Consider the following 26682-nt stretch of genomic DNA (forward strand, 5'->3'; position numbering starts at 1 on the left):
TTCCTAGATCTTTTCGAGCCCGCACCAGTTGGCAATGAACAGGGCCGTTGCCTTGGTGATTCGATTGACACTCTCAAGACATACGCTTTCATTGAAGCCGTGAATAGCCTCCGCCTTGGGTCCATAGACAAGAGCTGGCGTATCGGCATAAAGTCCGAAGAAGCGTGAATCGGTCGTGCAGGTAATGGCCATCTGGTCGAGCGTTGTGCCATTCACCGTTTCGTGGGCCCCTTCGAGCGTCTTGATCGCACTCCTGGCCGCCTCGCTTTTGTCGTCCGACAGGGCATAGCCTTCGGCCATGAAGCCGTGATAGATGATCTTCGGTTTGTTGGCTCTGAGGAAGGCATTCTCCTCAGCTGCCTGATAAAGGGTCTGTTCGATTTCAGCCCGCGCCTCTGCCATATCCTGTCCGGGGAAGGTGCCCATGCGCACATCGAACACACACCAGGCCGGAACGGAGCTTGCCCAGTCCCCACCGACAATCTTGCCGATATTGAGATTGAGCGCATGATCGTGATGGGCAAAATCGGCATGACGATGCGCCGGAGCGTTCCAGCGGGCTTCAAGCTTGTGCAAGGCCTCAATGAGAGGCACAGCCGCCTCGATAGCGTTGGCCCCGTCACCCGCATAGGCAACATGGGTTGGCAGGCCCTGCAAATGAACCTGGAACCAGATGACGCCCGTTTGCGCTGAGACAAGCGTTTCGCTGAAGGGCTCGGGAATGAGCGCCGCGTCAGCCTTGTAGCCCCGTTTCAGGCAGGCAAGAGCACCATTGCCTGTGCATTCCTCTTCCACCACAGACTGGAAGAAAAGGTCCGCAGCTGGCGCAAAACCGCATGCTTTCAGGGCTTCAAGGGCGAAAAGATTGGCCACAAGGCCCGCTTTCATATCCCCCGCACCGCGCCCATACATTGTGTCGCCATCGATAGAGGGCGCAAAGGGAGGCTTGTCCCACATGTCCAGAGGCCCGGCGGGCACGACGTCGATATGGCCGTTGAGAATGAGCGAGCGCCCCTTGGCGCTCTGGCTGCGATGACTGCCTACGACATTGATTGCCTCTTCATAATTGCCGATCACCGGCGAGAAGCCCGGCAGATCGCAAATATCCTTGACATCGATTTTCCAGCGATCAACAACGAGGCCCCGGTCGGACAATTCCCGCGCCATGAAATTCTGGGCCAATTGTTCGTTGCCCCGCGTCGAGGGGTAACTGACAAGTTCGGAGAGAAAATCCAGCTGGCTGTCAAAGCCCTTGTCAACGGCCGCCAGAATTTGTGTTTCCAATGCCTTGTCCATTTCTCTCTCGCTTTCTCTTCTCTCTCTCTCGTCTCATCGACCCCGCGGATCATGGCCTAGAATTTTGCGATCTCGCCATCCGGTATGATCAAGGGGGCCGCCGTTGCCGCGACGACATCCGTGACCGAAAGGCCTGCCGCAATTTCCTTGAGGGCAAACCCTTCAGGCGTGACATCGATCACCGCCATGTCTGTGAAAATACGTTGCACGCATCCTCTGGCCGTCAGTGGCAGGGAGCAGGCCTCAAGCAGTTTGGACTTGCCCTTGCGGTCGGTGTGGGTTGTCAGAACCATCACCTTTTTTGCCTTTTGGGCAAGTTCGATGCCGCCACCAACACCGGGTGAGAATTTCCCCGGTATTTTCCAGTTGGCAAGATCGCCATTCTGGGCCACCTCGAATGCGCCCAGCATGGTCAGATCAAGCCGTCCCGAGCGCACGATCGCAAAGGATGTGGCGCTGTCGATAAAGGCACCACCGGGCAAGGCGGAGATATAGGCGCCACCCGCATCGATGAGATTGCGGTCCGCATGCTCATAATCGAGGGTCGGGCCGACGCCCACCAGGCCATTCTCCGTATGCAATCCCGCTTCCAGATCATCAGGCAGGAAATTGACCACGCGGGTCGGAAGGCCAATGCCCAGATTGACCAGCATGCCGGGTTTGATTTCCTTTGCCGCACGGGCGACCATTCTGTCTTTAGCGTCGGACAATGTCATATTCCTCATGCAGTTGATCAATGGCCACAACATGGTCGACGAAAGGGCCGGGCGTATGGATGGCATCGGCCTCAAGACCGCCAAGCGGCAGGCACTGCTCGCATTCGGCAATCACACAGTCCGCCGCCATCGCCATCAGGGGATTGAAATTGCGTGCGGTTTTGGCAAAGCAAAGATTGCCGAAGGCATCGGCGCTGTCTGCGTGAACAAGGGCCACATCGGCCCTCAGGGCTTTTTCGATGAGATAGGATTTGCCATCCATCTCGACCATCTGCTTGCCCTCGGCCAGCTCTGTGCCGATACCGATATCGGAGACAAAACCGATGAGCCCGGCGCTGCCAGCACGGATGCGCTCGGCCAGAATGCCCTGAGCGCAGAATTCCACCTCGATTTTGCCCTCATTCATCAGCCCGATGGCATGGGCATTGAGCCCCAGATGGGTGACAATCAGTTTGCGCACTTGTCCATTGGCGAGCAGATGATCGATGCCCATATCCTTCTCGTTGGCGTCATTCTTGATAAGGGTAAGGTCTTTCTGACCCTGCCGAACCAGCTCTGCAATGAGGTTGAAGGGGGTTCCGGGGACACCGAAACCGCCCACCATGATGGAAGCGCCGTCCTTGATCTTTGAGACGGCTTTTTCCATTCCCGTCACTTTTTCAGGCAGTCTCATAACGTGCTCACCGGCAGATCGAATTTCGCGGCCAGTGCATCGAGGCTGTCGACAAGAATTGCCATGATCTCGTCAATCTGGGCTTCCGTGACGATCATTGCCGGGCAAACAAGGAAGTGGTCGCCCTCTACACCGCCACGGGTGCGGCGGGAATAGATGATCAGGCCCCGTTCATAGGCAAGTTCAACCAGATTGAGATAACAATTATATTCCTTGGGCAGCGGTGCCATGGTTTCGCGGTCACTGACCAGCTCGAAGGCAAGTAGCAACCCCTTGCCGCGCACATCGCCAATAAAGGGATAGCGCTCCATGAGGCCCGTGAGGCGGGATTTGAGCAAATTGCCCATTGCCGCGCAATTGCCGATAAGGTCGAGCCGCTCGATTTCCTTGAGCACAGCAACGCCTGCCGAGCAGGCGAGCGGGTTGCCAGCATAGGTGTAGCCATGCAGGAAGCCACCCGCATCAAGCAGCGCTTCGACCATCGGCTCGCGGGTGACCACCGCCCCGAGCGGCGCATATCCGGCGGCAAAGCCTTTTGACATGGCAACAATATCAGGCTCGATCCCCCAGTGATCCGCTGCAAGGAATGCGCCTGTGCGGCCAACTCCGGTCATCACTTCATCATAGATGAGCAGGATGCCGAATTCCTTGCAGATCTCTGCGATGCGGCCATAATAGCTGTCCGGTGCGACCAGTGCCCCGGTTGAGGCTCCACCGATGGGCTCCATGATGAAGGCAAGCACGCTTTCGGGACCTTGTGCGATGATCTCGTCACGCAGCAACTCGGCATATTTCAGCCCGCGCTGCTCATCGCTCAGATTGTCCCGGTCCAGATAGCAGGTCGGAGAGGCGATTTTCGGCATGTCCCGCAGCATCGGATCAAACGGCCGACACAGCGGGTCATAGCCCGTCAGCGCCAGCGTGCCAAGGGTTGCCCCATGGTAGGAGGGAAAGCGGGAAATGACTTTCCAACGCTGTGCCTGGCCTTGGGTAATGGCATATTGGCGCGCCAGCTTGATGGCACTTTCCACCGCTTCGGAGCCACCCGAGACAAAGAAGACCCGGTCGAGATCTCCCGGCATCTGGTCTGCCACCATGGCCGCCAGATCTTCTGACGGCTCGGTGCGGAAATGCAGCCGATAGCCGAAGGTGGACTTGTCCATCTGCGCCTTCATGGCCGCCAGCACATTGGGATTGGAATGGCCGATATTGGAGACCATGGCACCGGAGGAGCCGTCTATGTAACGTTTGCCGGACTGGTCATACATATAGATGCCTTCTGCCCGGTCCAGAAACGGACGGGGCATGCGGGACTGATAGAAGAGATGGGACGCTCTATTGCTCATTTCACGCCTTCCAGGTGTTTTCTCAGGAAATTTCGGGTGCGGTCATGCGTCGGATTGCGGAAGATCACCTCGGGGGCTCCCTCTTCGACGACAACCCCGCCATCCATGAAGATCACGCGGTCGCACACCGATTCCGCAAAGCCCATCTCATGGGTGACGATGATCATGGTCATATGTTCCTCGGCCAGCTTTTTCATCACCTGGTTGACTTCCTCGACCAGTTCGGGGTCAAGCGCCGAAGTGGCTTCGTCAAACAGCATCAGCTTTGGTTTCATGGCAAGGGCGCGGGCAATGGCCACGCGCTGCTTTTGCCCACCGGAAAGCTGGGAGGGATGATAGTCGATCCGGTCGCTGAGACCGACATGCTCGAGCTGCATTTCTGCCAGCTCATTGGCCTCCTTGTCGGAGACGCCCTTGAGCAGTTTTGGCGCCAGGGTGATGTTTTCGCGCACCGTCAGATGCGGGAACAGGTTGAAATGCTGGAACACCATGCCGATCTGCTGGCGGACCTGATTGATATGCTTCTCATATTGCGCATGGGGCAGGAGCTTGTTGACCTGCATGCCGTCAAGCCACACCTCGCCCGAGGTGAGCGGGTCGAGATCGTTGATGGCACGTAGCAGCGTCGACTTGCCCGAGCCGCTGGGGCCGATGATCGCGACAATCTGCTGCTGTTCAACCTGAAGGCTGATATCCTTGAGAACTTCAAGATCGCCAAAGCATTTCTGGGCATGCTGGATATCAACAAATGGACGTTTGCTACTCATGATAGGATCCTTCAGGCACGATTAGCGGGAGGCTTGAACACGGCGTTCCAAACGACGCAACACCGCTTCCATGCCCAGATTGACAATGTAATAACAGACCGCAGCCACAGCATAGAACTCGAACGGGCGATAGGTGCGCCCGATGGCGAGCTGGGCCGACAGGGTAAGCTCGGTTACGCCGATGACGGAGACCAGAGCAGAGTCCTTCAGCAACGCAATCATATTGTTGCCGATGGGCGGGATGACATCCCGAACCGCCTGCGGAATGACGACATAGCGAAGCGCATGACCCCGGCTTAGCCCCAAGGTGCGCGCCGCTTCCATCTGTCCCCGGTCAACCGCCAGAATGCTGGTCTGGATCAGTTCCGAATTGTAGACGGCGAAATGCAGTCCAAGCCCGAGCGAGCCTGCAACGAAGGCGGGCAGGTCGATGCCAACCTGAATGAGCCCGAAATAGATCAGAAACAGTTGCAACAGCAGCGGTGTTCCCATGAACAGCCATTCAAAGCCCTTCATCGGCCAGCGGATGACCGGGGGCGCATAAAGAGCGACGACCGCAAAGAAAATACCGCCGAAAAAGCTCAGGACAGCGGCCGCGGCCGTGATGGCGATGGTCCAGACGATCCCCATCAGAATGACGTCGATGAAGCCTGGCACAACGGAAAAATCAAGTCCCATGGCGGCCTCCCTTGAAGATTGGATTGATCATTGGATCCGCACCTTTCTGTCCAGCCAGTTGATGCCGCGTCCTGTCACATAAATGATGATCATGTAGAGGACACCCGCCAGAATGAACATTTCAAAGGGTTTGTAGGTCGAGCCGATGAAGCGCTGGGCCGTGTAGGTCAATTCGATCACCGAGATGGCAGCAACCAGCGCCGTACCCTTGATGAGGGCGTTGATATTGACCCCGAGCGGGCGAACCATCAGCCGAAAGGCCTGCGGCAGGATCACATAGCGCATGGCCTGCCAGCGGCTGAGGCCAAGGGTGCGGGCCGCCTCGGTCTGGCCCTTGTGAACCGCCACGATTGCCCCGCGGATCGTCTCTGTCATATAGGCTCCGATATTGACCCCAAGCCCGATCACCCCTGCCTCGAAGGCGTCAAGCTGAATGCCGACCTGCGGGCCGCCGAAATAGAGCAGAAAGAGCTGGATGAGCGCCGGGGTGCCACGAAACAGACTGACATAGGCCGAGCCTATAAAGCGAATGCCCTTGAGGCGGGACAGACGTGCAGCTGCTCCAAGAGACCCGCAGATGAGACCCAGAAGGCATGTCAGGACAGACAATTCTATGGTCAGCACTGCCGCATTCAGAAAATGGGGATAGACTTTGAGGATGAGATCTATGTCCATATGCGAAGGTCCTCAATGATGGTCTTTGCGTTCCAGAAACGGCATTTTGCGCATTTCGCGAACAAGGGCCGTCGTCTCTTCAATGGCCGCTTCAAGGAAGGCCTTGCCATTTTCTGCGGTCGCAACGGTCGGATCGCCCATCGTGCCATCTTCGGATACCTCGGACCACCAGCGCATGAGCATCGCCTTGCCGCCACCTTTTGCCAGATCGAGATTGAAGAACCGGCTGTCAGGGTCATGCAGATTCTGGGTTTTCGCCTTGCTCAAATCAACGAGGTCCGGATGCAGATATTTATAGATCGCCGCCTCGAATTCCCCGGCATGTGCGATTCCGCCAATCTCAGATGCACGGATTTCGTTGATCCGCGCCGCGCAAAGATTCCAATAGGACGCCGAAACACAGATAATGCCTGTCTCGATCACGGTCTTGCGGGCCGAGAGATCGAGTATGGAGTGGTTCGAACCATGGGAATTGAGCAGCAGGATCCGCCGAAATCCGTGATGAGCCAGCGATTTGGTTACGTCGGTCACGAACGCGATCAGCGTTTCGGGCTGGATCCAGATAACGCCCGGGAAGTCCTTGTGATGTTCATTGAAGCCATAGGAAATGGGTGGCATCACCAACACCTCTTCAGGTGCCTTGTCAGCCACTCCATTGGCCACAGCCATGCCGAGCACCGTGTCGGTATCAAGCGGCATATGCGGGCCATGGTCTTCGGTTGCTGAGACATTGAGGATGACGACGCGATCCTTGTCCGCGTCACGCACCTCTTCCCAGGTCAATTTGCCATATGCGGTGGTCATGGAAAGAGTCTTTCAAAAGGATAAGAAGAAGGGAACACCTTTTTGAGATGGCATCCCCTTCTTGAAACGGCATGTTAGCGAATGTCGCCGCCTACCCATTTTTCAGCAATTTTGAGGTAGGTGCCGTCAGCCATGATTTCATCCAGGGCTTTCTGCATGGCTGCCTGCAAGTCCGGATTGCCTTCACGAATGGCAATGCCTGCGCCGAATTTGTCGGCTACCAGATCTTCGATCTCGACGAATTTGTAGCCGTTTTTCTTCATTGCGAGCATGGCGGCGATGCGGTCATTGACGATGGCATCAACACGGCCATTTTCCAACTCGAGCATCAGTTCCGGCAGACCTTTGTAGGTGCGGATCTTGTAGCCCTGTTCGCGGGCCCATGCTTCATGGGTTTCGCCCAGTGTTACGCCAAGGGTCGCATCATCCAGCTGCTTGACGCTGGTGATAGGCGAGCCTTCCTTGGTGAAGATGGCGCGTTTGGTAGCGTAGTAAGGGCCAACGAAATCGACAACCTTGTCACGTTCTTCGGTGATGGTCATGGAGCCAACAATGGCATCATATTTTTTCGCCAGCAGACCGCCAATGATGCCATCCCATGCAGTGGTGACGATTTTGGTTTCAAGGCCCATGCGTTTGGCGATTTCGGTACCGATGGCCGGGTCGAAGCCAACCACCTTGTTTTCTTCATCAACAAAGTTGAACGGAGGATAGGCCCCACTCATCGCGATGCTGATTTCACCTTTTTTCTTGATGGCTTCCAATTCGTCAGCAACCGCTGGGGCGGAAAGGCTGAGACCTGCGAGCATGAGGGCACCAGCGCCCGCGATGACTTTTGTGATGCTGCGGCGATTGATCATGGATTTCTCCTGTTTGAAGCTATGAACTGTTCCCAAGGCGTTTTGCCTAATTTTTAGCAGTGACTAATTTTTTGTCACCTTGCGCTGAAAGATACACGGGATGTATCATCAAGCAACTAAATAATACCAATTTCCAATATAGATGAGATCTATGATGCGACCATATGAGCAACGATTTCCCTGGAACCTGGATTGGAACCTGCTGCGCACCTTCATGGTTGTCGTTGAGCAGAAGAGCATTACCAAAGCGGCTGATTTTCTGGGTTTGAAGCAACCCACGGTCAGCGCCGCCCTGAAAAGGCTTGAGGAAATGACGGGCCACAGGCTGATCATAAGAAAGCCGAACCAGTTTCGTGTCACCAGCGCTGGCGAGATCCTTTATTATGAATGCTCGACAATTTTCGGCTCGGTTTCCCAGTTGCCATCTCTTCTGGAACGGGGTGAAGAAGAGTTGTGTGGACAGTTGAATATTGTGGTCGCCAGCCATGTCATGTGCCCTCATTTTGACAAGCTGCTTCAGACATTTGCCGAAATGCACAGACGTGTCTCCTTTTCGATTGCCGTCGCAGACAGCGAGGAGATCACCAATCGGGTTGCCCAGAACCGCGCGAGCTTTGGTGTCTGTCTGCTCAACAAGATCCCGCAAAATCTACAGGCCGACATTCTATACCGCGAATATTTCGCGCTCTATTGCGGCCCCAGTCATCGCCTGTTTGGCCGCACCGATATTGACATTGCCGAATTGGAAGGCGAACCCAGTGTGTCCTTTCAGACCGAGGTGGAAGGGGGCCCGCTGGAGCCGGTGGCCAACTTGCGTGCGCGCATTCAGGCCGCAACCCGCTGGCGCGGGGTTTCATCCAATCTTGTGGAATTGCGCCGCATGATCATAGCCAATATTGGCATCGGTGCCTTGCCGGTTCACATCGCCCAGCGCGAAGTCATGCGCGGTCTTCTGCACCAGTTGCCGCCCTATCACGATCTGCCAATGGTCAATGTCCATTTCGTCTCAAACCCGAAACGGCGCTTTGCCGAGGCCGAGGCGGAATTTCTCCGGCTATGCCAGGCCCACATCCTGTCTTTGCCTCTGGACCAAAGAACCTACAAAGAACGCCGTCTCTGAAGGTCTGAACGGTCTGACAGAGGATTTTGCCCAAATGATGGATGGCTTTACAGGGCGCTGTGGCCATGTATTGACCTTTCTGATCAGTATACTTCATGTATTTACTAAGTAAAAATTCTTATACCTCCAAGGTATTGACTCCTCGCACTTAAGGTATTGGCGAATATTTCCAAAGCCTCTCACAATAATTAAACGATAAGAAAGGGCTTTAACGGATTGGAATATTTCCAGTTCGAGCGGAGTTGTGTGGTTTGGAGAGGAAAAAGAGCAGATTGGTTGCTTGGATCGAGCTGCCAAGACTCGGAAATGGCCTGGCTTCCGTCTTTTTGACAAGCCGGTCTCTCACCCATGTCATGAACGATTAGACGCACCTCCTCAGACGCACCTCCCATGAGGGCCAGTCGCGTCTGGAAAAGTCTTTGAGTCCTTTCGAAGTCGAACAATTTGTCTCAATTGTCAAAACGAGTTCGGGAGGAATTTCAATGACAATGAATGCCGGAACCATGCCGATGGAGCGCCGGGCAGGCGCGCTTCAGGGCATCTTGCTGGTCGCTACGGGGGCTCTGCTGCAAACCATGCTGATAACCATGGTTTCGCCCGTCTTGCCAGGCATGATGGCCGCTTTTAGCAGCCATCCCAATGCCGAGATCCTCACGACTTTGTCCATCACAAGCCCGGCATTGAGCCTTGCTATTCTCTCTCCTCTGGCCGGAACGATGGTCGACCGGATTGGTCGCCGCACACCGCTCCTGATTGGCCTCCTGTGCTATGCCGCTTTTGGCATTATTCCCTATTTTGTCGGCGACCTGATCGGTATCCTCGTCTCTCGTCTGTTCCTGGGGGCCGCGACAGCGATGGTCATGACCACCAGCATGACGCTTCTGGGCGATTTCTTCTCGGGCAAGGAGCGCGAGCATTATCTTGAAATCAACGCTGCCTTCGCTGCGATTTTTGCCATTCTGACCATTGCAACCGGCGGGTTTCTGGGCTCGATTGGATGGAATGTTCCGTTCATTTGCTATGCGATCGCGGCGGTTTTCTTCGTGCTGATTCTTGCCTTCACGTGGGAGCCGAATCATCAACAGGCGACCGAGCAGGCTGACGAGGCAGGAGACTTCCGCTGGGGACCATTGCTCATTCTCTGCCTCATGGTTGTTTGTGGCGGCATGGTCTTCATTTCTCCGCTGCTGTTTGTCGGTGTGCTGGTTTCCGCCGCCGGTCAGCCGTCTCCGTCCACGGCCGGAATGATCGGCGCTGGCTGTAGCCTTGCCGTCCCCCTCGGGGCTATCAGTTTTCAGCAATTGCGCGCCCGTCGCTTCTCCGTGCCAAGCCTTGTGACCCTTGCCTTCCTGATCATCGGCATTGGCCACATGACCATCGCGCTGACCCAGTCCCTGACGGGTTTGATCGTCGGCTTCGCCATCCAGCAATATGGCTCCGGCTACATCTTGGCCGGAATGATGATCTGGGTGCTGAGCCTGTTGCCCCATGCGCAACGGGGCAGAGGCACCGGGATGTATTTCACCAGCTTCATGATCGCCCAGCCAATTGCCGGGGCCGCATTTGCCGGTCTTGTCAAGGCGGTTGGTGGCTCGCCTCTGGTTGCCATGGGGGGCTATGGCGTTTTGGCTCTGGCCGTTGCGGTGATCCTTATCCTTGTCTGTGCCCCACGGGGTGCCTTCAAGAAGGACCCTGAGGAACAGACCGCCACGCCTGCGGGCTGAGCGAAACGCTCATCCTTCGAAAAGAACGACGTGCTCTCTTGCAAGGTTTCTCCCCTCCGCAAGACAGCCTCCAAAGCAAAGAGGCACTCGCCTCTTTGCTGACTATCCCGAAATGACAGTCCGCATTGGCAAGCAGTGCAATGCGGCACCAGGTTCCCGCGTTTCAGCCCGGATCGGCAGAAATCGGGCGCGAAAGGAAATATCGATGGAAAATCCCCGGTTCCCGAATTGGCAGCCCATGCGCAGCATGCTGATGGTGAGCGTGCGTGATGACAGCGATCTGCCAGCCGCCTATCGTTGGCTCTACAAGCATCATGTCAATGACAGCATCTCGCAATTCGCGCCCTATGTGACGCAATACAGCACCTACCGCGCCTTGCCATTGTCTCAGAGCGCTGAAGAGTTCGGCACATACAATTTCATCATGACCGAGCATTACTGGCTGATTTCTCCTTTCATCCAGGGGGATGCGCCAAAGGGTCTGGCCTTTACCGAACACTTTACCGATGACTATCTGAACATCACCCGCCAGCCGACCGGCATGGGGTTGCGCCCTGGCACATGGACGGGCTCGCGGGAAGGATATCACCCGACCGCCTTTGTGTTTCTGCCCATGTTCTGGGAAAAGGAATACAAGGGGCCACGCTCCATCGAGGATGGAGCGAACTATCGCTGGATCTTCACCTTCCACTATCCCGATGGCGTCGACCCGCAGGCAGCCGATGCCTGGTTCGATCAGGAATTTATGGCCAAAATCTGCGAACTGCCACAAGTCACCCGTGCCTTGTCGAGCCCCGTTCTGGATACGCCCATGAAATCGCATTTCCATCGGCTGGCGGAAATCTGGTTTGAGAATAGCCGCGAATGGGAAGAGGCGATTGCCACGATCTGGAACAAGATCGAAAAGCCTGATTGGGCCACCTATGATCGCTTCCCCTATTTCGAACCCTACAAGGATTTTGTCGGTGTCTTTTTGCTTGATCGGCCAGAGTCCGACCACTTGCAGCAATTCCGGGGCTACAACACAACCCGCTAGGGCGCATGAGGACGCGCAGCCCATACCTGAAAGGTTGGCCTATCTTCGAGGTATGGGTTCATAGCGGCAAAGGTATTGGTAACGGGCCGTTTACATTTCCTAAACTTTACCGTGATCGCTGGCTCCAAGCCAATTTCGACTCGGATCGAGGGCAGGTGTTGCAAGCTGAATGTGAGCAACACCTGCTGTAATCCAAAGGAGCATGGCACTTTGTTTCGTCCCGCCCGAGGGGCGGGTCGAGACAAGGCGCTCTTGAGAACCAGGATGCTCAGCTACGTCTTAAGGAAGCGGCGAAAACTCTGCTGTTGGGACCCGTCAGCGATTTCAAATTTGACGAACTGGAGGAACAGAATGAAAAAATCCACCTTCTTGATTGGTGTCTTCGCCGCTTCCATGGCAAGCAGCGCCCTTGCTGCTGACATGGGGTCTAATGGCGGGCACGCACTGCCGCTCGGTGTTGCGGCGCAAGCCAACCTGGGCAGTGCTGGCTTGCTCACTCCCTATAATTCTGATGAAGAAATGGGGAATGTTCAGAGCCGCATGGGTCTCTCGAGAGACCGCATCGGTGCGGCCACCGGAGGCGGCCCGACGAGTGGCTATAAAGACAGCACCTTTGCGGTTATCATTCCTTTGGGTGCCAAGGTTGCTCTCTCCGAAAATTCCTACCTGAACTTTTCTGCATCGGGAACATATACGGATGGACAGCCCAACCATGTCGTGGAAGACGGGTTCATCAGCAAGGCGGAAGTCGAATATATGTTCTTCCCGAACCCTGACACCCTCTTGTCCGCCTCTCTTTTCGTCGAAAAGACAGCTCTGGACCTGAATGACGACGAGGCCGTGATCCAGAGGGACGGAATTGGTGGGCGCGTTGATGTCGTTCACAAATTCTCCGACCATTGGGGTATCGCCGCTCGCATGCAATATTCATTCGGCGAAAGCACCTTCAAGCATGTTCTTCCGTTCGCAACGGTGAACCATGAGCAGGGGGATGACCGCTTCTACACCCAGGTTGATCTGGTTGGTCAATATCGCTCCAAGGATCTTGGCATCGTGCCCGAAGGATGGGTCTTGCACCCGGATGTCGGCGGGCTGTTCCAGCGCAACACGCTTGAGGCAACGGCTGACAGTCTCGGCGTTGTTTCCTCTGGCGTCAAAGGTGACACAGAGGATTACTCGGAAGTCTGGGCAAAGCTGACCCTTGCCAAGGATGCCGGGCCAAATACGCTGATCCCGAGCCTGACCCTCGGGATCGAGCATGAACTGGTCGATGATCTGGAAGACTATCTGGACGAAAGCACCTTCGCGATTGCCGGGGCGGGGCTTTCCTACCAGACCTTCAAGGGAAATCGCTTCGATCTGCTCTATAGCGTCCACCATGGCGTGAATGGCAATGAGATCAACCAGAGCGTCGTTGGATCGGTCAATCTGACTTTCTGACCCGACGATATCAGACCGGCGGGTAGGGCAATTGGCTCTATCCGCAGTTTCCCTGAGCCTGCCTGATGAGTATGGCAAATAGAAGCGTGGCCTTGCGAAAGCGGGGCCGCGTTTTTCGTTTTGAAGTGTAGAATATAGGGGGAATTGACAATCAGTCAGGTCGATTGCAGACCGCGCGCGCATCTCGAGAGCAAAATGCCGCTCCTGTCTTTGATTTGGCGCAAAAATATCCCTATTGGCTACATACCTTATCTGTATGCTTATCCGCAATCAAAGGTATTGGTAAAACAAAACCCTTCCGAACTATATTAGATCCATGTTGTAGCAGAGGACTAGTTGCGCAACTGGAGGACCTGATCCTGCGACTGTGAATATTATATTTCAACTTCCTTCAAGTTCTTGATTTTTTTCAGGCATCAGTTGGGAGAACGGGATAGTTATATTCATTTTTGCTTCCCGCGGATCAATGGAAATACTTCACTCTCCAGCATTGTCGACTTTTCAGCTGCGTGTTTATGGCGCGTCGGGTGTGGCCTTTCCATGCCTTGCCAGAAACGGACCAAACAGCCGCTCTGCGTTCGGCGCTCGTCTCGGCGCGGGAGCGGTTTGTTCATGCAAGACCATGCCCGAAACGGGACTGGAGAGGAAACAAAAATGGCACAATTTCTAACGGGAAACGAAGCAGTTGCTCGTGGAGCCTATGAGGCCGGGCTTTCTTTTGCCTCGGCATATCCAGGAACGCCAAGCACGGAAATTCTGGAGAATATGGCAGCGCTCAAGGATGAGCTGATTGCAGAATGGGCACCCAACGAAAAAGTGGCCCTTGAGTCGGCAATCGGAGCGTCCATTGCGGGCGCTCGCGCCCTGTCAACAATGAAAATGGTGGGCGTCAATGTTGCCGCCGATCCGCTGTTCAGCTTTGCATATAGCGGAGTCAATGGCGGGCTCGTTCTGGTTTCCGCAGACGATCCCGGCATGCATTCGTCCCAGAACGAACAGGACAATCGCCAATACGCACCTTTCGCGAAAATTCCGATGTTCGAGCCTTCGGACAGTCAGGAAGCCCATGACATGGTCATCGAGGCGTTCGAGGTATCTGAGACCTATGACGCGCCGGTGCTGTTTCGCATGACAACCCGCGTTTGTCATTCCAAATCGCTCGTCAAGACCGGTGAGCGCAAGGAGGAAGTGCTCAAGCCATACGAAAAGCTGCCGAAATTCGATCTGATTCCAGCCAACTCCCGCAAGCTGCGCGTGGATCTGGAAGCCCGCTTGCGCAAGCTTGAGGACTATGCGGAAAACTGCCGTTTCAATCGCATCGAGGACAATGGCTCCGAAATCGGTGTCATCGGGTCCGGCGTCGGTTTCACATACGCACAGGAAGTCTTTGGCGCGGATGCCTCCTATCTCAAGCTGGGCATGACCTATCCTCTGCCCAGGAAACTGATCGCAGACTTCGCTGCAAAGGTGAAAGTGCTCTATGTTGTCGAAGAGCTTGAACCCTATCTGGAAAATCAGATCAAGCTGATGGGAATTGAATGCATCGGCAAGGACCGTATTCCGGGTATCGGCGAATTGAACCCGACGATTGTCGCCAAGGCCCTCAAGGGCGAAGATCCTGTTCAGATCGATTTGACAGACGTTGCCGACAAGGTGGTTGGCCGCCCTCCCGTTCTGTGTGCAGGCTGTCCCCATCGCGGTTTTTTTGTCGAGCTGGCCAACCTGTCCAAAAAGCGCAATTTGATCATTTCCGGTGACATTGGCTGTTACGGTCTCGGTGGCGCCGACCCTCTCAACGCCAAGGATATCTGCATCTGCATGGGAGCCTCGGCGAGTATCGCCCACGGCGCACAGACAGTGATGAACAAGTTTGGCAAGGATGCGCGTCTGGTGGCGACCATGGGCGATTCAACCTTCTTTCACACCGGCATGAACTCGCTGGTCAATGTGGTCTACAACAAGTCCAACACCATCACCTGCATTCTTGACAACCGCATCACCGGCATGACCGGCCAGCAGGAAAATCCGAGCACCGGCTTCACCCTTCAGGGAGCCCCAACCAAGGAGCTGGAAATCGAGCCGCTGGTTCGTGCCCTCGGTGTCGAGCATGTCCGTACCGTCGATCCCAATGACCTCAGAAGCGTGCGCGGTGCGCTGACATGGGCAGTCGGGCTCGACGAGCCTTCCGTCATCATTACCAAATGGCCCTGTGTTCTGAAGAAACTGAACGAGGAAGAGGCGGCCCAGTATCAGCGTGAGGCACCAGCCTATCGTGTAGAACCCGATGTCTGCACCGGCTGCATGGACTGCATCAATATCGGCTGCCCGGCAATCTCGCTGACTGATGGCAAGAAAGCCCTGATTGACGAAGTGGCCTGCGATGGTTGCGGCGTCTGCGAGAAAGTCTGCAAGCATTTTGCAATCGATCCAGTGGAGGAAGAATAACATGTCCGATGTCACCAATATTTTGCTCGTCGGCGTTGGCGGACAGGGCACCATTCTGGTCAGTTCCATTCTCTGCAAGGGTCTGGTTGAAGCGGGCTATGACGTAAAAATGTCCGAAGTGCACGGCATGTCCCAGCGCGGCGGAAGCGTCAGTACCACCGTCCGCTTCGGCGAAAAGGTTTCCTCTCCGATCATTGGGGAAGGTCAGGCCGACATTCTGGTTTCCTTTGAAGCGATGGAAGCCCTGCGCTGGCTGAATTACGTCAAGCCAGGCAGCAAGATCGTGGTCAACAACAAGCAGATCGCCTCTGCGCCCATCCTTGCAGGCAAAGCCAGCTATCCCGATGACGCCATCGCCTTTTTGCAAGGCAGGGTCGAGACCGACGTGATTGATGCCGAAGCCATCGCCAGGGAACTGGGCAACCTGCGCTGTCAGAATGTCGTGCTGTTGGGCTCGCTCGTCGAGCGCATGGGTCTAACCAACGTCAACTGGGACGACATTGTTGCCAAGACGGTCAAGAAGGCCTTCATCGATCTTAACGTCAAAGCCCTGAATGCAGGGCGGACCGCGGTTCTCCACTAGCGTCAGGCAGAGCGATTTTTAGCAACTTGCGCCGTCAAGAGCTGTTGGTCCGGTAGTCGGCCCTCATTCCCCATCCTCCTGTAGGGCGGGTTACCGGACCAGCACGCAAGGCAAGAGCGCCTTGCCCATTTGCAAGAACCGAACATTCAAGGGAGAAAACTGTGGCTTCCACTCCTATGACATCACTAGCCGAAATCCGCGAGCGAGCCCAGGCCCTGGGGCCAAAGCGCGTTTGCGTGGTCAAGGCAGAGGACGAGATTGCCATTGGTGCGGCCGGAGACGCCATGCGCCTTGGCATCGCCATGCCGACACTGGTTGGCAATTATGAGAAGATCGTCGAAATGGCCCGTGCACTCGATTATCGGGATCTGGTTGACAATACCGAGATCATCGACAGCGCCGAGCCTGCGGTCACATCCGCCAAACTGGCTGCCGATGGCCATGTCGATATCCTGCTCAAAGGGCATCTGCGCACTGACCAGATCTTCAAGGCGGTGCTCGACAAGAGTTATGGCCTGAGAACCGGCCGACTGCTGAGCGATGTCCTGTTTTATGAAGATACCCTCTCGGAACGGCAGAGGCTGGTCGGTATCACGGACGGTGGCCTGAATGTGGCCCCCACACTTGAACAGAAAAAGGACATCATCAAAAACGCAATCGAGATGCTGGATTGCATTGGCATAAAACAGCCGAAAATAGCGGTCATGAGCGCCTCTGAAGCTGTGTCCGAAGGCGTTCCCTCCACTGTTGACGCCGAATTGCTCACCCGCATGGGCGAAGAAGGTGAGTTCGGTGATGCGGTCGTCTTCGGACCATTGGCGCTTGACAATGCCTTGCTCATGTCTGCGGCCAAGGCGAAGGGGATCTCCCATCCCGTTGCCGGGCAAGCCGATTGCCTGATCGTGCCCTCTGTCGAAGCGGGGAATTTCCTAGGCAAGTCCGTAAAATATTTCGGTGGCAAGGCCTGCGCCCATGTGGTGGTTGGGGCCAAGATTCCCGTGCTTATTCCCTCCCGTGTTGAAAGCGCTGAAGACAAGCTCAACGCGATAGCTCTGGGGGTTCTTTATGCCAGCCGCTAATTACCGCATCCTTGCCATCAATCCCGGCTCGACCTCCACCAAGTTCGGCCTCTATGAGGGGAATGCACTGGTGCACGACTGGAGCCTTTCCCATTCCGAGCAGGATTTGGCACCCTTTGCCGGCAAACCGATCATGGAGCAGGAAGACTATCGCTTCGCGATCCTTCTGGAGGCACTCAGGGAACATGGTGTCGATTTCGACAGGATCGATGCCACTGTCGGTCGGGGCGGTCTGATCCGCCCGATGACCTCGGGGACCTACGAAGTCAATGATGTCATGCTGGACGAGGTCCGCCACCGCGCCCGCCTTCAGCATGCCTCCAATCTCGGGGCGGTACTGGCAAAAAGGCTCGCCGACAGGGCGGGCGTCAAGGCCTATATCGTTGATCCGGTCTCGGTCAATGAGCGCAGCCCTGTGGCGCGTCTTTCCGGCTCGCCGCTGTTTGAAAGCGGCCGCTTTTGTCACGCTCTCAATTCCAAGGCCGTCGCCAAGCGTTACGCTCGGGAAGAAGGCAAACCCTACAAGAACTTGCGTCTCATCACCGCCCATCTGGGAGGTGGCATCTGCATTGCTGCCCATGCGGATGGCTTGATGTTCGATGCAACCGATGCCGGTGACAAGAGCCCCTATTCGCCAGAACGGGCAGGGGATCTGCCCACCTTGCAACTGGTTGAATACTGCTTCTCGGGCAAGGCAAGCGAAAAGCAAGTCAAGGCGATGGTGAGCGGCGAAGGCGGGCTTTATGCCTATCTGGGCACCCGCGACCTGCGCGAGGTAATCGAGCGCATTGAGGCCGGTGACAAGGGGGCGAAGCTCGCCTTTGATGGCATGGCCTACCAGATCGGCAAGGCCATCGGCGGCATGGCATCTGCTCTGGAAGGCAGGCTTGACACCATCATCCTGACAGGCGGCATGGCCTATTCCGACCGCCTCGTCGATGCCGTCTCCCGCTATGTCGAATGGATTGCTTCCGTCACGGTCTATCCGGGCGAAGAGGAACTGACCGCCCTGTCAGAAGGCGTGGTGCGCGTCCTCAATGGCGAGGAAGATCCCAAATTTCTTCAACCGGAGGGCTTACAATGACATCAGCCTCTCACACCAGCCCTGCCCGCAAAGGCGGCTTTCGCCTGGCAGACGGTCTGGGCATCCTCTACCCGGTTGTGATCACCATCGGTTTCATTCTTTACCACAGCGAAATCGGGCGCCTGACCCAGGCCCATGGCAGCTTCATGAGCTTTGTGAAATTTGCCTTGCTGGCCACCTATGGCGAATGTGTCAAATGCCGGATTGCCAATGGCTACTGGCTGCCTTCGCGCATTCCCCTGCGCATGATTGTCTGGGGCTGTTTCGGTATCTGGATATCTGCCGACTTCCAACTCGTCGCGGTGGGGACTGACCACCTCATTGAAACCGGCGTCTGGTGGCAGGCCTTCCGGCCTCTCAGTCAGAGCATCTGGGGCAACATTCTGAGCGGCTACGCCTTTACCATGATGTTCAGCCATTACTGGATCGATCATCTGGTTGACGGCGAATTCGTCTGGCCCTGGCAGTTGCTTGGTCGTCCTGAAGCGCTTGGCTGGGCCAGGATCGTCATCCCCTCGATGGTTATCTTCTGGGTTCCCGCCCACACGATCACCTTCAGCTTGCCATCTGAATATCGCGTCATTTGCGCCGCTTATCTGAGCATCGCGCTCGGTCTCATCCTTTCCTTTGCTGGCTGCAAGGCATCCGCTCCGGCGGGCTCTGAAGCGAGCGAGGCAATCAGCTCTACATTGAAATGAAAAGGGAGTGAAACATGAATACCATCAAGTATGAACCGGACCTGTGTACCGGTTGCAAGAATTGCTACAACGCCTGCTGGCTGGATGTGATCCGCTGGGACGAGGAAGCGGAACGCCCCATCTTTGCTTATCCGGAAGATTGCGTCGAATGCAACTTCTGTGAAATCAGCTGCTCGGAACATATCATCAAGGTGAGCCCGGATTTCAGCAAAACATGGCCCGAAACCTACGTCGCCAGCACTTTGAACAAGGAGATTCCGGCCCCGTCAGAAACTCCTGCAAACCCACATTCCCATCCAGCCGAATAGAAATCAGGAGCGAAGACCATGACCAGTCTTTCCGAAATGGGCCAGACATTTGAAACCGACATCCTGATCGTTGGACACGGCTCTGCGGGCCTGTGCGCCGCGCTGTCCGCCAAGGATGCCAACCCCAAACTTGATGTCATGACCGTCGACAAGTCCGTTGTCGGTTTTGGTGGCAAGGCCAACAAGGGTGGCGGCCACTGCTCTTTCATCCCTGAAGGGGGAGAAGAGGCCTATGTTGAATATCAGACGCGCAACCTGGGTGACTATATCTCCGAAGAGCATCTTCTGCGCGACTATGCCAGCAACACCCGCGCGACCATTGAACGCGTCGAAGGCTATGGCGTTCAGTTTTACGGCAAGGAAAAGCCCTTCAACGCGCACCCGATGATTCCATGGTCCATGATGACGGTTGACCTTGATTTCATGCAGGTGCTGGGACGTCAGTGCCGCCGCAAAAAAGTCCGGCATCTTGAAAAGGTCTCAATCACCGACCTCTTGACCGATGGCGACACCATTGTCGGCGCCATGGGCTTCTCGATGCTGACCGGTGAAGTGATCATCATCAAGTCAAAGGCCGTGATCATGGCAAATGGTGGCCAGAACTGGCGCATCATGCGTATGTGGTCCTCTGGTCGTGGCGATGGCATTGCCGCAGCCTATCGCGCCGGTGCGAAAATGCGTAACGCCGAATTCGGGTCCTTCATCAACATGATCAGCGCTGACCACCACATGGTTGTCTATGGCGCGGAAGATCATCTCTACAATGCCAAAGGTGAAAGCCTTACCGAATTTGCTCGCCCGCACATGAAAGACAACCCGAACCTTGGGGCTTTGGGTGGCGTCGACCTTGGCGGCAACCATGCGCTCTTCATGTTCTGGGAAAATCAGAAAGGCAATGGCCCGATCTATCAGAACAAACTGGAAAACGGCTTTGCAACGTCTCCGATCGGTCGCAACCTTGGCCCGGAAATCGGAACGGCCGATCCGGAATGGTTCCGCCCTGTGGCTCATGACTTCTGGCACAGACTGCACGAGAAGAAGCAGACCGCCTTCAAGAATGACAATGTGATGCAGGAAATCCTGCCAGGCTTTGTTGGTGAATGTGGCCCGCTCTATGTTGATCGCTCCATGGCAAGCAACCTCAAAGGTCTGTTCGCGGCCGGTGATGTCTGCGCTTGCGGCAACGGGGCAACCGGTGCGGTGCCAACACCTCCGGGCCGGAACCGTGGCACGGGCATCATGTGGTCCTGGTTCATGGGCCTGAGGGCTGGTGAAAGCGCTGCGGACTATGCGGGCAACACCGAGTTCGGCCAGATCAATGAAGATCAGGCAGAACAGCTCCGTGCGGACACCTTTGCTCCGCTGGAACGCGTTGGCGGTCTGCCGGTCGAGTCTGTTCTGAACGAACTCAAGGACGTCATGAGTGCAATCGAGTTCTCCGGTTGGAAGCATGAAGCACGCATGACCAAGGCGCTCGACATCGTGCTGGGCCTGAAAGCCAAGCTGAATGACGTGGTTGCTCCGGATCCTCACTATCTGATGAGTGCGAACGAGCTTCGCTCCGGTGTCATCTGTGCTGAAATGTTCTATCGTGCAGCCTTGGAGCGCAAGGAAAGCCGTGGCTGGATGATCCGCGAAGACTATCCGGAACGCGACGATGTGAACTTCCGCAAAAATGTGGTGTTGCAGGACAAGGATGGCGAAATGTCCGTCACCCTCGAAGATCTTCCGATCGAAACCTACAAATACCATCCGGATAACGCCCCGGCGCCGGTTGCTGCGGAATGATCATTCCAGCGAGCGGGGGCAACTGGCTCCCGCCCGCTTCGCCATGGCGCAATGGGGCCGCGTCCGGCGTTCAAGATTCCCGTAATGACTGCGCCCCCAACAATGAGCTGAGTTTGCCTGGATCCGATTTTGGCAAATATCGATTGTGAGGAAAATATGGACTATACCGTTACTCAAGACGACATGGGCACGCATCTTGACTGGAAGCATGAGGGTGTCACCCCGCGCATGATCGACTGGTTCTGGAGCAACATGGAAAAATGCTTCATCCTGTGGCATCCGTCCCAGCATGAGCCTCTCGAATGGCCAATCCCGCCAAAGCATGGCAACCCGATTGGCGCCATTCACAATGCACCGCAAACCTGGAATGACGGGCGTCGCCAGAATCTCTTCATCCGCTTTGAAGATCTTGCCGACGTAGAGCCGGAAGTGCGCGATTATATTTGCTATGAGCATGTGATCATCGTTGCCGGTCTTGGTCTTGACGAAAAGGATCTGGAAGATCCGAAACCGTGGGGCTATCGCATCCACCAGTGGGAGAAAACCGATTACGGCGTTATCGGCAAATCCTCGGGCATTGGTACGCGCAAGATCGAAACCAAGGAAGATGGCATTATCTGGTCTGCCCATTGCGGCGAGGAAATCGGTAACTGGGGCGTCTTCCTGCCGCAGATCTACAACCTCTACCGCGTTGTCGAGGATCCCAGACGCAATCCTTTCACGGATCTGTCAGTCGATGGCAAGGGCCGCGATGCGGTTTATCGCTATATCAAAGGCTGACAAGGCTTTGCAGACACGACCGGTTCTCCGGTCGTGTTGCTCCTTGCTGACTGTGACGGGGAAACAGAAGCAAGACCGAACAGACCGGCTGTTTGCGCGTAAGGGCAACCTATCCCTGACGCGAAACGCAAAAAGACCAGACAAGCGTAAGAAGGCTTTTTGAATCAAAGCCTGCACGCATATTCGGAATCCGGGTTGCCGCAGCCAAACGCATGAATCGGGCGTGCAATTGGCGCGAAGGCCGGATAAAGTGACCAGAGCGATGGAGGAACTGCGCAACCGAATCGCAGGATCGCTAGGAGGACCAGGCGGGCTCGTCATGCGGGAAAATGACATGGAGGAAGCCGGCGAATTTGCACGTCGGACAGCGGAAGACTATCTAGACCTGAGATACCTGAAATATTTCGTGGTGACAGCAGAAAGCGGCAGTTTCACCAAAGCCGCAGCATTGCTCAACACGGTTCAGCCCTCGATCAGTCGTCAGATCAAGCGACTTGAGGAGATTGTCGAGGTGCCCTTGTTCACGCGCACGTCGCATGAACTGATCCTGACCCCCCCGGGCAAGCTGTTTCTTGTGGAAGCAAAGAAACTGCTGCGCCAGGCGCGGGCGTCCATTCAGCTCGTTCGCGAAGCATCGGACCCGATGGCTGGCCGCATCAATGTCGGGGTCGCCTCCGGCATTGAAAGTCTGTTCTTTGACCATGTCCTCTCGGTGGTGCGCAGGATCCAGCCTGACAGCCAGGTGTCCATCCGTTCCAGCAACGAAGCGGAAATGCGGGACCGCCTGCGCGAAGGCAACATCGATTTTGCATTCATGGCCGGACCTGTCATGAGCGACGAGCTGATTTCGCTGCCGGTCATCAGTTTGCCTTTGCATGCCGCCTTCAGCGTCAACCAGCCCATTGCTGATCTGGATGTTGTCCCGATCCAGGATCTCATGTCGCTCAAGTTGCTGCTGCCAGACATGGATTCTGTTCCTTTCTATGGCAGCTCGATCAAGCGGATCGCCGAGCTGAGCGGGATCAGCTTTGAGGAAAACCGGACATCCTGCGAGTCTCCCCTGTCGGCCTTGCAAGCCATCGCCGACGCAGACTATTTTTGCTTCATTCTGGAATGTCAGGGTGAGTTCGCACCGTCATCCATTCTCATCAAACCGGTAGATGCTCCGATTTCCCTGACGATAGATCTCCATCTGATTGGTTTGAAAAACAACCCCAAGCCGTGGGTTCAGCGCTTTCTTGAAGCGTTCAGGGCAAGAGACGAAGGGTCCGATCTCGACAGTGATGCATGAGTTCGGGAGGCGGGTGAGCCGTGCCCGCCCAAGGCAATCGGAGAGAGACGGCGCGATGAAGCGCGCTTTCTCGCTCCGCGCTCCGCGTTCGGATATCTGGCGTCTGTCCCGGTTCATCATGTTTCCTGATTGTCAGCACATGAGAGAAGCAGGTCATTTTCCTCTTGTGAGGACGGGCCTGTTTTTTGGCATTCCGGTTTGATTCGGGGGGAGGAAGGCCTTGCCTGAAGCCTCAGGAGAGGTGGGGACAATTGGCGGGATTATACAAAAGAACAAGATTGCTCAAACGGCTGCCTGTTCATGACTTGACGGGAAGGGATTTTCCGGGAGGGTAAAAACTAGGTAAAAATACTATTGGCGAGCGCACAAAAATCCGTTCGCTATTTTCATTTCCTGAAAATACGCGCATGAACCCCTGTCGAGCAAATTGAAGCTCTCCACCCCTTTGTTTATAACAGTTCTAATAACATCATGCCATAGCGTGACGCAATGCGACAAAACATCCTTCCGGTTACTTTATAACGGTTGTAACCTAATGGGAGGGTTTAAATGACCAACTCTACTCTTCGGGCAACGTTGGCGTGTGCTGTTTTCCTGGCAGCACCGGCAACGGCATTTGCCAATGATCTCTTAGAAGAGGCCAAAGACTATTTTGCTCCAATTCCATCGGTTGTACCGGCAGTGAAAAACAATGCCGTCACGAGCGATAAAATCAATTTGGGCAAGATGCTGTTCTTTGATCCACGTCTATCCTCATCCGCATTGATTTCATGCAATACCTGCCACAATCTTGGCATGGGTGGGGACGACAATCTGGAAACATCAATCGGTCACGGATGGCAAAAAGGACCACGAAATGCCCCAACCGTGCTGAACGCTGTTTTCAACGTCGCCCAATTCTGGGACGGTCGTGCGGAAGACCTCAAGGCACAGGCCAAGGGCCCTGTGCAGGCCGGTGTTGAAATGGCTTCAACGCCAGCCCGTGTTGAAGAAACGCTCAACAGCATGCCTGCATATGTTGAAGCATTTGGCAAGGCGTTCCCTGGCGAAGACAAGCCGGTGACCTTTGACAATATGGCAAAGGCGATTGAAGCGTTCGAAGCCACGCTGATTACGCCATATTCCCGCTTCGACCAGTTCCTGGAAGGCAATACCAGTGTGCTCAACGAAGAAGAGCAGGCGGGCCTGCAACTCTTCATGGATACCGGTTGTGCATCCTGTCACTCTGGCGTCAACCTCGGTGGTGAAGACTATTATCCATTCGGTGTTGTCGAAAAACCGGGCGCTGACATCCTGCCAGCCAGCGATAAGGGCCGCTTTGCCGTTACCCAGACTGCCGATGAAGAATATGTCTTCCGTGCAGGGCCACTGCGCAACATCGAGCTGACTGCTCCATATTTCCACTCCGGCAAGGTTTGGGATCTGGAACAGGCGGTTGCGATCATGAGCAGCAGCCAGCTGGGCGAAGAGCTGACCGACGATCAGATCAAGAAAATTACCGCTTTCTTGAAAACCCTGACCGGGGAACAGCCAAAGGTTGAGTATCCGATTTTGCCGGTAGAAACGGCGGAAACTCCGAAACCTGAAGCTATGATCGCCAAATAAGTCTAAGAGAGTACAAGAGTAATAAAACGACCTTCCCGGTTCGTCCGGGGAGGTTTTTTTATTGCAACGAGTGGCAAGAACGCTGATTGTACACGCCCATATATTGCACAGGTTGTTGAATATGTTGCTTAAGCTTGTGGTTTAACGCTGGGCTGTGCGAGTATCCGTTAATAACGAGAAATTTATTATTGTCAGATAAATTGGCTCTAAATGACGTTTTTTAGGGCAAAGAAATGACTGGAGAACCGGCGAAAGCCAAGCGAAATCTCGTTTTCATGATCGGTCTTGCGGGCCTTGGTGTCCTTGCTGCACTGGTTTTTTCAAATGTCTATTTGCTGAAGCGAACCGGCGAAATCGCCAACAAGGTGCAGTATGACCAGGAAAAGAAGCTGGCACGCCTTGAAATCGACAATCAGATATTGTTGTTCGCTCACGATCAGGCACAGATTTCTGGCTGGGACGAAGCCTATATTGCCTTGACCGGTGATCTGGATGAGGGCTTCGTAGAGCGCGAGATCGCCGGCTGGCTCTGGCCTGATTTCGACATCCCCTTCACCATCGTCGTGTCTTCTGAAAACACCCCGATTGTTGCTGTCTACAAGGACGAGGTTGTTGGTGGCGAAAAAGTCGACATAGCCATTGCCGAAAGCCTTGATCTGATCAAGGAAGCCCGCGCCCGGTATTTCGGCGACATACCTGCACCAACAGAATCGATATCCGAGATTGATCGGGACAAATATCGCTCAGGCAAGAAGAGCAGCCGGTTTGCCTGGTCCATTCGGGAATTCAAGGGCAAGCTGCTCTATGTGATGGCCGAAGCCTTGACGCCGCCCGAGGATGTCACGATTGCGCAGGGGTCTTCGCCACCTGTGCTGCTGACCTTCAAGGTCGTCAACGAAGCTTTCCTCAAGGCAGTGGGAGACAAGTTGCTGGTCGAGGATTTTCAAATGACCCTCGATGACAAGATTGACCATAGCTATGGGTCGCTGCCCATCGGATTGTCACCGGACAAACGGATCGTGCATGCGCGCTGGACGCCACACGAGCCCTCTCTGGCGATTTGGTCAGAGACCCTGCCAACTCTGGCCGTGCCTTTCCTGATTGCTGCGCTTACGCTTCTTGCAATCGTCTGGCGCTTCAGCAAGATGCTGGTTTCTCTTCAGAAAAGCGAAGAGCAGAACCGTTTTCTAGCGTTGCATGACGCTCTCACGGACTTGCCGAACCGGTTGTTTTTTGATCGCGAGCTGGAGCGCGTCATCGCGGCGAAAAAACAGGATCGATGCGCCATTCTCTGCATGGATCTGGACCGCTTCAAGATGGTCAACGACAAGTTCGGCCATCAGGCGGGCGATGCAGTCTTGATCACCATTTCCTGCCGGATTCGGGAACGGGTGGGCAAGTCCGGTATTGTCGCCCGCATAGGTGGGGATGAATTCAGTATAATGCTGTTTGAACGACTTGAAGAAAAGCAGGTGATCGCGCTTTGTCAGGATCTGATTGCTGATGTCTGTCTGCCGATCAATGTGCCCGGCGGCGTTGCCGAGGTTGGTGCCTCGATTGGCGTTGCATGGTGGCCGGATGATGCCTTGACCGTCAAGTCTATCATCAGGTGTGCAGACAAGGCGCTCTATGTGGCCAAGGACAGCGGGCGGTGCCAGGTCTCCTGTGCATCAAAACTGAAGGAAAGGGAGAACCCGGACGGCTCCGTCGATTATGCTACCACGCAGGATCTCAGGGACCTTGTCGCAAGAGCCAGTTCAGGATCTGCGTCCTATTCGGATGACGCCCAAAATGGTCGTGTCCTTGCGCCGTTGAAACGCCTTGAGCGGAAGTGATTCCACTCCGCTCGCCTTTCCAGAGGTTGGCTGACTGGCAACATCCGGTTT

Annotated in this window: 24 protein-coding genes; 15 read left to right on the plus strand and 9 right to left on the minus strand. The window is 55.3% G+C overall.

The annotated features are described in order from the left end of the window. Positions 1–3: 3 nt before the first annotated feature. From ACHZB8_RS04490 to ACHZB8_RS04530, 9 genes are all read right to left on the minus strand, one after another. Positions 4–1296, minus strand: a complete 1293-nt coding sequence (locus ACHZB8_RS04490) for an ArgE/DapE family deacylase (RefSeq protein WP_316858943.1) — start codon at positions 1294–1296, stop codon at positions 4–6. Positions 1297–1352: 56 nt separating this feature from the next. Beyond that, on the minus strand, positions 1353–2006 hold the full coding sequence (locus tag ACHZB8_RS04495; RefSeq protein ID WP_316858944.1) for a 3-oxoacid CoA-transferase subunit B: 654 nt from the start codon (positions 2004–2006) through the stop codon (positions 1353–1355). Continuing rightward, entirely contained in the window at positions 1993–2685 is a 693-nt protein-coding gene (locus tag ACHZB8_RS04500) for a CoA transferase subunit A (protein ID WP_316858946.1), read from the minus strand. The genes ACHZB8_RS04495 and ACHZB8_RS04500 overlap by 14 nt, the downstream gene beginning before the upstream one ends. Then, positions 2682–4031 (minus strand): aspartate aminotransferase family protein, encoded by a 1350-nt coding sequence (locus tag ACHZB8_RS04505; protein ID WP_316858947.1) that lies wholly within the window; start codon positions 4029–4031, stop codon positions 2682–2684. Before ACHZB8_RS04505 ends, ACHZB8_RS04500 begins: the two co-directional genes overlap by 4 nt. Further along, positions 4028–4798, minus strand: coding sequence for an amino acid ABC transporter ATP-binding protein (locus ACHZB8_RS04510; RefSeq protein WP_316858948.1), 771 nt, complete (start codon positions 4796–4798; stop codon positions 4028–4030). Before ACHZB8_RS04510 ends, ACHZB8_RS04505 begins: the two co-directional genes overlap by 4 nt. Before the next feature lie 21 nt (positions 4799–4819). Further along, positions 4820–5476, minus strand: coding sequence for an amino acid ABC transporter permease (locus ACHZB8_RS04515; RefSeq protein WP_316858949.1), 657 nt, complete (start codon positions 5474–5476; stop codon positions 4820–4822). Between the two features lie 27 nt (positions 5477–5503). Beyond that, positions 5504–6151 carry an amino acid ABC transporter permease gene (locus tag ACHZB8_RS04520; RefSeq protein WP_316858950.1) on the minus strand — a complete coding sequence of 216 codons (648 nt, stop codon included), beginning with the start codon at positions 6149–6151 and terminating at the stop codon, positions 5504–5506. A 12-nt stretch (positions 6152–6163) separates the two neighbouring features. Further along, positions 6164–6955, minus strand: coding sequence for a creatininase family protein (locus ACHZB8_RS04525; RefSeq protein ID WP_316858951.1), 792 nt, complete (start codon positions 6953–6955; stop codon positions 6164–6166). A 74-nt stretch (positions 6956–7029) separates the two neighbouring features. Beyond that, complete coding sequence (locus ACHZB8_RS04530; RefSeq protein WP_316858952.1) at positions 7030–7815, minus strand: transporter substrate-binding domain-containing protein; 786 nt, start codon at positions 7813–7815, stop codon at positions 7030–7032. Between the two features lie 151 nt (positions 7816–7966). Here ACHZB8_RS04530 and ACHZB8_RS04535 point away from each other — a divergent pair, with 151 nt between their 5' ends. The 15 genes from ACHZB8_RS04535 (at position 7967) to ACHZB8_RS04605 (ending at position 26631) form a co-directional block, all read left to right on the plus strand. Next, complete coding sequence (locus ACHZB8_RS04535) at positions 7967–8935, plus strand: LysR family transcriptional regulator (protein WP_316858954.1); 969 nt, start codon at positions 7967–7969, stop codon at positions 8933–8935. 482 nt (positions 8936–9417) lie between these two features. Next, positions 9418–10659: an MFS transporter gene (locus tag ACHZB8_RS04540; RefSeq protein WP_316858955.1), complete on the plus strand. Its 1242-nt coding sequence runs from the start codon at positions 9418–9420 to the stop codon at positions 10657–10659. Positions 10660–10864: 205 nt separating this feature from the next. Further along, positions 10865–11695, plus strand: coding sequence for a hypothetical protein (locus ACHZB8_RS04545; RefSeq protein WP_316858956.1), 831 nt, complete (start codon positions 10865–10867; stop codon positions 11693–11695). Between the two features lie 351 nt (positions 11696–12046). Then, a complete protein-coding gene (locus ACHZB8_RS04550; RefSeq protein WP_316858957.1) occupies positions 12047–13135 on the plus strand; it encodes a hypothetical protein in 1089 nt (362 codons plus the stop codon). Positions 13136–13789: 654 nt separating this feature from the next. After that, complete coding sequence (gene iorA, locus ACHZB8_RS04555) at positions 13790–15580, plus strand: indolepyruvate ferredoxin oxidoreductase subunit alpha (RefSeq protein WP_316858958.1); 1791 nt, start codon at positions 13790–13792, stop codon at positions 15578–15580. Position 15581: 1 nt separating this feature from the next. After that, positions 15582–16163, plus strand: a complete 582-nt coding sequence (locus ACHZB8_RS04560; protein ID WP_316858961.1) for an indolepyruvate oxidoreductase subunit beta — start codon at positions 15582–15584, stop codon at positions 16161–16163. A gap of 161 nt (positions 16164–16324) precedes the next feature. Then, positions 16325–17242 (plus strand): phosphate acyltransferase, encoded by a 918-nt coding sequence (locus ACHZB8_RS04565; protein ID WP_316858963.1) that lies wholly within the window; start codon positions 16325–16327, stop codon positions 17240–17242. Next, positions 17229–18326 carry a butyrate kinase gene (gene buk, locus ACHZB8_RS04570; RefSeq protein ID WP_316858964.1) on the plus strand — a complete coding sequence of 366 codons (1098 nt, stop codon included), beginning with the start codon at positions 17229–17231 and terminating at the stop codon, positions 18324–18326. Before ACHZB8_RS04565 ends, buk begins: the two co-directional genes overlap by 14 nt. After that, a complete protein-coding gene (locus ACHZB8_RS04575) occupies positions 18323–19024 on the plus strand; it encodes a hypothetical protein (RefSeq protein WP_316858965.1) in 702 nt (233 codons plus the stop codon). Before buk ends, ACHZB8_RS04575 begins: the two co-directional genes overlap by 4 nt. Before the next feature lie 14 nt (positions 19025–19038). Beyond that, positions 19039–19332 (plus strand): ferredoxin family protein, encoded by a 294-nt coding sequence (locus tag ACHZB8_RS04580; protein ID WP_316858967.1) that lies wholly within the window; start codon positions 19039–19041, stop codon positions 19330–19332. An 18-nt stretch (positions 19333–19350) separates the two neighbouring features. After that, positions 19351–21120, plus strand: a complete 1770-nt coding sequence (locus ACHZB8_RS04585; RefSeq protein WP_316858968.1) for an FAD-binding protein — start codon at positions 19351–19353, stop codon at positions 21118–21120. Between the two features lie 129 nt (positions 21121–21249). Next, on the plus strand, positions 21250–21900 hold the full coding sequence (locus ACHZB8_RS04590) for a hypothetical protein (protein WP_316858969.1): 651 nt from the start codon (positions 21250–21252) through the stop codon (positions 21898–21900). A 250-nt stretch (positions 21901–22150) separates the two neighbouring features. Beyond that, positions 22151–23191 (plus strand): LysR substrate-binding domain-containing protein, encoded by a 1041-nt coding sequence (locus ACHZB8_RS04595; protein ID WP_316858970.1) that lies wholly within the window; start codon positions 22151–22153, stop codon positions 23189–23191. Between the two features lie 549 nt (positions 23192–23740). Further along, on the plus strand, positions 23741–24796 hold the full coding sequence (locus tag ACHZB8_RS04600) for a cytochrome-c peroxidase (RefSeq protein ID WP_316858971.1): 1056 nt from the start codon (positions 23741–23743) through the stop codon (positions 24794–24796). Between the two features lie 233 nt (positions 24797–25029). Then, positions 25030–26631 (plus strand): diguanylate cyclase domain-containing protein, encoded by a 1602-nt coding sequence (locus ACHZB8_RS04605; protein ID WP_316858972.1) that lies wholly within the window; start codon positions 25030–25032, stop codon positions 26629–26631. The last annotated feature ends 51 nt before the right edge of the window (positions 26632–26682 follow it).

The organism is uncultured Cohaesibacter sp. (genome assembly GCF_963556055.3).
In the GTDB taxonomy this organism is placed as follows: domain Bacteria; phylum Pseudomonadota; class Alphaproteobacteria; order Rhizobiales; family Cohaesibacteraceae; genus Cohaesibacter.

Bases quoted from the DNA above. Each gene is read 5' to 3' on its own strand.
- ACHZB8_RS04490 (WP_316858943.1), bottom strand. From the start codon at position 1,296: ATGGACAAGGCATTGGAAACACAAATTCTGGCGGCCGTTGACAAGGGC.
- ACHZB8_RS04500 (WP_316858946.1), bottom strand. From the start codon at position 2,685: ATGAGACTGCCTGAAAAAGTGACGGGAATGGAAAAAGCCGTCTCAAAG.
- ACHZB8_RS04505 (WP_316858947.1), bottom strand. From the start codon at position 4,031: ATGAGCAATAGAGCGTCCCATCTCTTCTATCAGTCCCGCATGCCCCGT.
- ACHZB8_RS04510 (WP_316858948.1), bottom strand. From the start codon at position 4,798: ATGAGTAGCAAACGTCCATTTGTTGATATCCAGCATGCCCAGAAATGC.
- ACHZB8_RS04515 (WP_316858949.1), bottom strand. From the start codon at position 5,476: ATGGGACTTGATTTTTCCGTTGTGCCAGGCTTCATCGACGTCATTCTG.
- ACHZB8_RS04520 (WP_316858950.1), bottom strand. From the start codon at position 6,151: ATGGACATAGATCTCATCCTCAAAGTCTATCCCCATTTTCTGAATGCG.
- ACHZB8_RS04525 (WP_316858951.1), bottom strand. From the start codon at position 6,955: ATGACCACCGCATATGGCAAATTGACCTGGGAAGAGGTGCGTGACGCG.
- ACHZB8_RS04530 (WP_316858952.1), bottom strand. From the start codon at position 7,815: ATGATCAATCGCCGCAGCATCACAAAAGTCATCGCGGGCGCTGGTGCC.
- ACHZB8_RS04535 (WP_316858954.1), top strand. From the start codon at position 7,967: ATGATGCGACCATATGAGCAACGATTTCCCTGGAACCTGGATTGGAAC.
- ACHZB8_RS04540 (WP_316858955.1), top strand. From the start codon at position 9,418: ATGACAATGAATGCCGGAACCATGCCGATGGAGCGCCGGGCAGGCGCG.
- ACHZB8_RS04545 (WP_316858956.1), top strand. From the start codon at position 10,865: ATGGAAAATCCCCGGTTCCCGAATTGGCAGCCCATGCGCAGCATGCTG.
- ACHZB8_RS04550 (WP_316858957.1), top strand. From the start codon at position 12,047: ATGAAAAAATCCACCTTCTTGATTGGTGTCTTCGCCGCTTCCATGGCA.
- iorA (WP_316858958.1), top strand. From the start codon at position 13,790: ATGGCACAATTTCTAACGGGAAACGAAGCAGTTGCTCGTGGAGCCTAT.
- ACHZB8_RS04560 (WP_316858961.1), top strand. From the start codon at position 15,582: ATGTCCGATGTCACCAATATTTTGCTCGTCGGCGTTGGCGGACAGGGC.
- buk (WP_316858964.1), top strand. From the start codon at position 17,229: ATGCCAGCCGCTAATTACCGCATCCTTGCCATCAATCCCGGCTCGACC.
- ACHZB8_RS04575 (WP_316858965.1), top strand. From the start codon at position 18,323: ATGACATCAGCCTCTCACACCAGCCCTGCCCGCAAAGGCGGCTTTCGC.
- ACHZB8_RS04580 (WP_316858967.1), top strand. From the start codon at position 19,039: ATGAATACCATCAAGTATGAACCGGACCTGTGTACCGGTTGCAAGAAT.
- ACHZB8_RS04585 (WP_316858968.1), top strand. From the start codon at position 19,351: ATGACCAGTCTTTCCGAAATGGGCCAGACATTTGAAACCGACATCCTG.
- ACHZB8_RS04600 (WP_316858971.1), top strand. From the start codon at position 23,741: ATGACCAACTCTACTCTTCGGGCAACGTTGGCGTGTGCTGTTTTCCTG.
- ACHZB8_RS04605 (WP_316858972.1), top strand. From the start codon at position 25,030: ATGACTGGAGAACCGGCGAAAGCCAAGCGAAATCTCGTTTTCATGATC.